At 74.4% G+C, this 5,940-nt stretch carries 1 protein-coding gene and 1 pseudogene; one reads left to right on the top strand and one right to left on the bottom strand.

Annotation, left to right across the window (positions count from 1 at the left end):
* Positions 1–53: 53 nt before the first annotated feature.
* Positions 54–3,593 carry a choice-of-anchor G family protein gene (locus ACFU5G_RS28540; RefSeq protein ID WP_377252268.1) on the bottom strand — a complete coding sequence of 1,180 codons (3,540 nt, stop codon included), beginning with the start codon at positions 3,591–3,593 and terminating at the stop codon, positions 54–56.
* Between the two features lie 2,164 nt (positions 3,594–5,757).
* Here ACFU5G_RS28540 and ACFU5G_RS28535 point away from each other — a divergent pair.
* Positions 5,758–5,940, top strand: a pseudogene (locus tag ACFU5G_RS28535) (proline--tRNA ligase); the annotation flags it as partial.

The following is a 5,940-nucleotide window of genomic DNA, read 5'->3' as shown; positions in this document are numbered from 1 at the left end:
GTGCGAGGCAGGTCGCACCGGGCCGGACGTCTTCTTGCGCCGTCGGGTCGCCGTCAGTCCGTGCGCGGCCCCGCCGCACCCGGCGTCCGGCCCACGGCCGTCGCGAGCGACTCGCCCAGCTGACGCCGCCGTCGGATCAGCACGCCGCCGACCGTCAGCAGCAGGAGCGCACCGGTCAGCAGGGTGGCCACGTCCGCGCCGGTCGCCGCGAGGCCACCGCTGCCGGTACCGCTACCGGTTCCTGTACCTGTGCCGGATCCGTCTCCGGTTCCCGCGCCCGCGTCGGATCCGCCGCCCGAGCCGTCCCCGGCCGTCGGCTCCACCTGGAACGTCGCCATGGCGGAGTCGCCGATGGACGCGCTCGTCGCGGTGCCCTCGTGCTGCCCCGCCTCGAAGTCGGACGGGACGGTGAAGGTCCACGAGACCGTGCCGTCCTCGTCCGCGGCCGTACCGACCAGGCGGATCTCCCGCGACTGGATCAGGCCCGTGACGATCTCGCCCGGGTCGAAGCCGGACGCGCGGAACGTCTGGCGCTCCCCCACGGCCACCGCGTCCTCCTCGAACGATGCCGTGAGCGGGCGTGCGGAGCTGGCCGTGACCTCGACCGGAACCTCGGCACCCGCGCTGCCGTCGTCCGGCTCGGCGACGACGGTGTAGTCGCCGGGCTCCGCGTCCTCGGGCACGGTGATCGTGACCGTGAAGGCGCAGGTGTCGTCAGGGACGGCGACGACGGGTTCGCCGACGGTCTCTCCCGCGGCATCGGTCAGCCTCACGCTGACGTCCACCCCGGCCGGGAAGCCCGTGCCGATGACGGTGACCTCGCCGCCCGCCTCGACGGTGCTCGGGTCGACGGTCAGGGCCGGGTCGGTGCACACCTCGACCGGGGCCACCGCGAGCGGGGCCTCGGCCGGTGTGCCCGTGGTGTCGTCCGTGACGACCACCGTGTAGTCGCCGGGCTCGGCGTCGTCGGGCACCGGGAGCTCGGCGGTGAACGCGCCGTTCTCGTCGGTGTCCACCGTGACCGGGTCGCCCACGGGGTTGCCGTCGGCGTCCGTGAGCTGGATGGTCGCGGTCGAGTCGGGCGTGTAGCCCGCCCCGTCCACCGTCACGGTCCCGCCCGGGGCGACCTCGGCCGGGTTCACCGTGACCGCGGGGTTGACGGACGGCGCCCCGGCGGACACCGCGAGCGTGGCCTGGGCGGTGTCACCGCTCGTGTCGTCCGTGGCGATCACGGTGTAGTCGCCCGGCTCGGCGTCCTCGGGCACCGGGAGGAGCGTGGAGAACGCGCCGTTCTCGTCGGTGTCGACGGTGACCGGGTCACCCACGGGGTTGCCGTCGGCGTCCGTGAGCTGCACCGTCGCGGTCGAGTCGGGCGTGTAGCCCGTGCCGGACACGGCGGTGCTCCCACCCGGGGCGACCTCCGCCGGCTCCACGCTCAGCGTGGGGTCGATCGCCGGGGGCTCGGCCACGGCCAGGGCCGCCTCGGCCGTGGTTCCGGTCGTGTCGTCGGTGGCGACCACGGTGTGGTCGCCGGGCTCGGCGTCGTCCGGGATCGTCAGATCCGTGGTGAAGGCGCCGTTCTCGTCCGTGTCGACGGTGACCGGGTCGCCCACGGGGTTGCCGTCGGCATCGGTGAGCTGGACCGTCGCGGTGCTGTCGGGGGTGTAGCCCGCCCCGTCGACCGTCACAGTCCCGCCCGGCTCGACCTCAGCCGGGTCCGCCGTCAGCGTCGGGTCGATCTCCGCGGCAGGCGCCACCGTCAGCGCGGCCTCGGCGGGCGTACCCGTCGTGTCGTCCGTGCCGACGACGGTGTAGTCGCCCGGCTCCGCGTCGTCGGGGACCGTCAGATCCGTGGTGAACGCACCGTTCTCGTCCGTGTCGACCGTGACCGGTTCGCCCACGGGGTTGCCGTCGGCGTCCGTGAGCTGCACCGTGACGGTCGAGTCCGGTGTGTAGCCCTCGCCCGAGACCGTCGTGGTACCGCCCGGAACGGCCTCGGCCGGGTCGACCGTCAGCGTCGGGTCGATCGCGAGGTCGCAGGCGTCGACCCGCGCACCGGCGTTGCCGAGCCCGACCCGGCCGGCGTCGGCCGACTCGACCAGGCCCAGGCTGAGCGCGGAGACCTCGACCTGGCCGAGCAGCTCCTCGCCGTCCGCCGTGGTGCAGCTCTCCGTCACCTGGCGGTTGATCTGCAGGGAGACCACCTGGACCAGCACGTCGAACACGGGTGACAGGGCCTCGCCGAGGGTGTCGGAGATGCCCTGTGCCAGGGGGTCGATCAGCTCCTCGAAGATCTGCGTGCCCGCATCGCTGACCAACAGGTCGTAGACCGCGCCGAAGATCGGCGCCGCCGTGTTGCCCAGCCCGTTGATGGTCGTGGTCAGCAGGGTGCCGGTCGCCGCCTGGACGCCCGTGCTCCGATTCACGGCCTGCGGGAAGTCGCCGTTGACGGCGTCCACCAGCGGGACGGACCAGGACACGTCGAGCGTGCCGAGCGCCGACTGGTCGAAGAACGCGATGTCGATGGTCACGGCGTCCAGGGACTCCTCGATCGCCCCGGTCATGATCTGCGTGACCTGCTGGAGGATCTCGGTCACGGCGTCGAGGACCTGCGCGACGGTCTGCTCGTCCAGCACCTCGGTGTTCGGGGGCAGCCCGTTCATCCCGACGCCGTCGTCGCCGGTCCACGGGTCGGTGCCGTCCACCAGGTGCTCCAGGTGGACCTGCAGCTCGCCGGTGGACAGGTCGATGGTCACGAGCTGGTTCTCCGAGGTGAGCGGCTCGCCGACCACGGACTCGACCAGCGTGTCCTGCAGGTTCGACTCCACCTCGAGCGTCGGCTCCGGGATGCCGGGCACCGCCGCCAGGAGGTCGGTCAGCGCGGAGAGGTCCAGCGTGTCGTTGACCAGGGACTCGATCTGCGTGTCGACCTCGCCGCCGATCTCGGCGACCGTGCCGGCCGCGTCCTCGATGACGGGCGAGTGCAGCTGGAGGTCCGCGTCGCCCAGGCGGTACTCGCCCGGGCCGGTCCCGCCGCCGTCAGGGTCGAGGAACTCGCCGTCCTCGGCCGTGACCTCCGCCGCCGCGGCACCGAGCTCGACGGTGAGCTCGTCGACGATCTCGTCGGTGAGGCCGTCGGCGCCGGCGAGCCGGGCCAGCGACAGCACGTCGACGCTCGCGGTGCCGAACTCGTCCTCCGCGCCGTCCAGCGTGACGCCGCCGTCGGCGCCCACCAGGCCGGACACGGCGTTCGCGTCCTGCGGTCCGGAGGCCTCGCTCGTGCTGGCGAGGGCGCCGAGCTGGCCGAAGTCCAGGAGCTGGTCGACCGGGAGCTGGAGGTCCCCGATCTGCAGCAGCTGCGAACCCAGGAGGTCCACGTCGATGTTCTCGGTGTTCGGCCCCGGGTTGCTGACCGAGCCCGCGTCGGACGTCGCGGCGCCCGCCAGCGCCTGCTCCAGCAGGTCGGACGTCAGCACCGAGGCCTCGGCCTCGGCCGGCTCGTCGGGGTAGTTGTCCACCGCGACGGCGGGCAGGGCCGCGCTCGTGGCGATGAGGGCAGAGGTGACGGCCACCGCGAAGCCGCGGCGCCACATCGCGCCGCCTCTCCTGCGTGGGCCTGTCGGCACGTGCATCGGGACCAAGAGTTCACTCCTCACGCTCGCGCGTCCGGGGACGGCGTCCGGGTGACTGCGGGCCGCGGCGGTGCTGCGCGCCCCGGTCCAGAAGACACACCTTTGTCATTACTTGCCACGCGCACAGGCAATCGTGCACAGGTGCACCGCGAGTGCATTTCCGGTTGCGTTGATGCAATCACCGACATTTCGCCAGGCCACTGCCCTGGCCGTGTGCCGAGCCCTCATCTCGCACGATTCACCCGATGACCTATGCTCCTTGGGAAGGCTTCAAAAGAGGGTCATGGAGCCTTCTGGAAAGGAATCAGAGTGGGTCCAGAAAGCGGACCCCCGGCGCCGACGCCGCCGACCGACCCCTCCGGGTGGGCGTCCGCCGAGGGCAGCAGAGGGCTGGACCGGGCGGTGCACGGTCGTGATCGGGAGCTTCGGATCATCGGAGCATTCGCGACCAGCCTCGACCAGACCACCATGGTCGTGACCGGTCTCAGCGGAATCGGCAAGAGCACGACGGTGCTGGCCGCACTGCGCCGGGCAGGCGTGGACCGCTCGGCCGTACGGGTGGTGCGCTCCAGCTCGTCGCGGCCCTCCGCGCAGCACCTGGCGGGCCGGCACCGCCTGGACCTGCCGGACGTGACCGTCCCGGCGGACCCTGGGCCCGGGCACGAGCTCGACCCCGTCGCCCTCCTGGATGCGGTGACCCGCGCCGAGCACGTCGGCGGGCCCCGGGTCCTCTTCGTCGACGACGTCGAGCTGCACCCGCCGAGCGGCGCCGGCTGGCTCGACCGCCTGGGCGACGTGGCGTACCAGCGCGACTGGCGGGTGGTCGTCGCCACCCGGCAGGTCGTGCGGGCCCGGCTGGCCGACGACGTCGAGCTCGTCGAGGTGGCGCCGCTCGACCCGCGGGCGCTGCGGCTCGTGCTGGACGCGCGGCTGGGTCGGCCCGTCGCGACCGACGTGGGCGAGCGGCTGCACCGGTGGAGCGCGGGCAACCCGCGGATCGCCCTGGAGCTGGCCGACGGGCTCAGCGCGGCCCAGCAGCGCGGTGACGTCGGGTGGCCGGGTCCGCGCACGGTCGGGCTCGCGGCCCGGCGCGCGTACCGGGAGCTCGTCGACCAGGCCGGGACGGCCGACCTCGCGCGCTACCCGCTCCTGGACCTGCTGCGCGAGGAACGGCGCTCCGCGGCCGCCGGCGGAAGGACGGGCGGACCGGCGGCGACCGCCGAACCGGAGCACGCCGCCGTCGCCGCCCCCGCCGCCGAGGCGGTCCTGGACGGGCTCCACCTCCACGGCCTCCCGGCGATGTCCGGCGCCGTGGAGCCGCGGGTCGCCGCCCGCGCCGCGGGCGTGACGCTCCTGACCGGCACGACCTGGACCGAGGGCATCGGGCGGTGGGCGTCGGCGGTACCGCTCGAGGAGTGGGCCGACCACCTGTGGTGGCGGGAGCCGGCCGACGCCGGACCGGCCGCCCGGGCCGCCGGGGTCCGGGCCGCCACCCAGCTGATCGACCTGGAGCACACCGGCCGGCTCGCCGACCCCGCGGCGCTGCGCGCCGACCTCGGCCTGCTCGGGTCGGGTCCGGACCCGCACTGGCTGGGCCTGTGCCTCCGGGCCAGGGCGCACCTGCTGATGGGCGACGGGCCGGGAGCGCACCGGCTCCTGGACAGCCGGTCCGGACCCGCCGAGGGCCGCACGGTGGCCGAGATCGTCGCCCGGGACCTGGCGACGGCCCGGGTGGCCGTCTTCGACGGGCGGGTGGCGGACGCCCGGGACCACCTCGCCCACGCGACCGACCTGCGGCCCAGCATCGAGGACTGGCTCCCCGTCGAGGGCCTGCGGGCGGTCACGGCGGCCGTCCTGGACGGCCGGGCACCACCGGGCGAGCTGCCCGCGCGGCCCGGGGCGTGGTCCACCCGGGCCCTGGGCGAGTTCGCCGTCGACGTCGGCACGGCGCACCTCGCCACCGGGGACGCGGAGCGGGCGGCCGGGCTGCTGACCATCGGGCTCGAACGCTGCGGCTGGCCCTACCGGGGCCGGGCCCAGGCCCGCGCGGACCTCGTCGAGGCCCTCACGCTCCACGAGCCCGTCCGCGGCGCGCTCCCGCATCAGGCCCGCGGCCTGGTCGACCCGCCCCCGCGCCGGTGTGCTGCGCGGCCGCGAGTTCCAGATGAAGGACTCGTACTCCTTCGACACCACCGACGAGGGCCTGGCCGAGGCGTACCAGCTGCACCGCGCCGCCTACATCCGGATCTTCGAGCGCCTCGGCCTCGACCACCGCGTCGTCTCCGCGGTCTCCGGCGCCATGGGCGGC

This window comes from Promicromonospora sp. NPDC057488 (assembly GCF_042802395.1).
In the GTDB taxonomy this organism is placed as follows: domain Bacteria; phylum Actinomycetota; class Actinomycetes; order Actinomycetales; family Cellulomonadaceae; genus Promicromonospora.
The sequence above is the reverse complement of the archived record's forward strand: the minus strand, read 5'-3'. Positions and strand labels throughout refer to the sequence as shown.

Coding starts and splice junctions, on each gene's coding strand:
- ACFU5G_RS28540 (WP_377252268.1), bottom strand. CDS start 3,593: ATGTGGCGCCGCGGCTTCGCGGTGGCCGTCACCTCTGCCCTCATCGCC.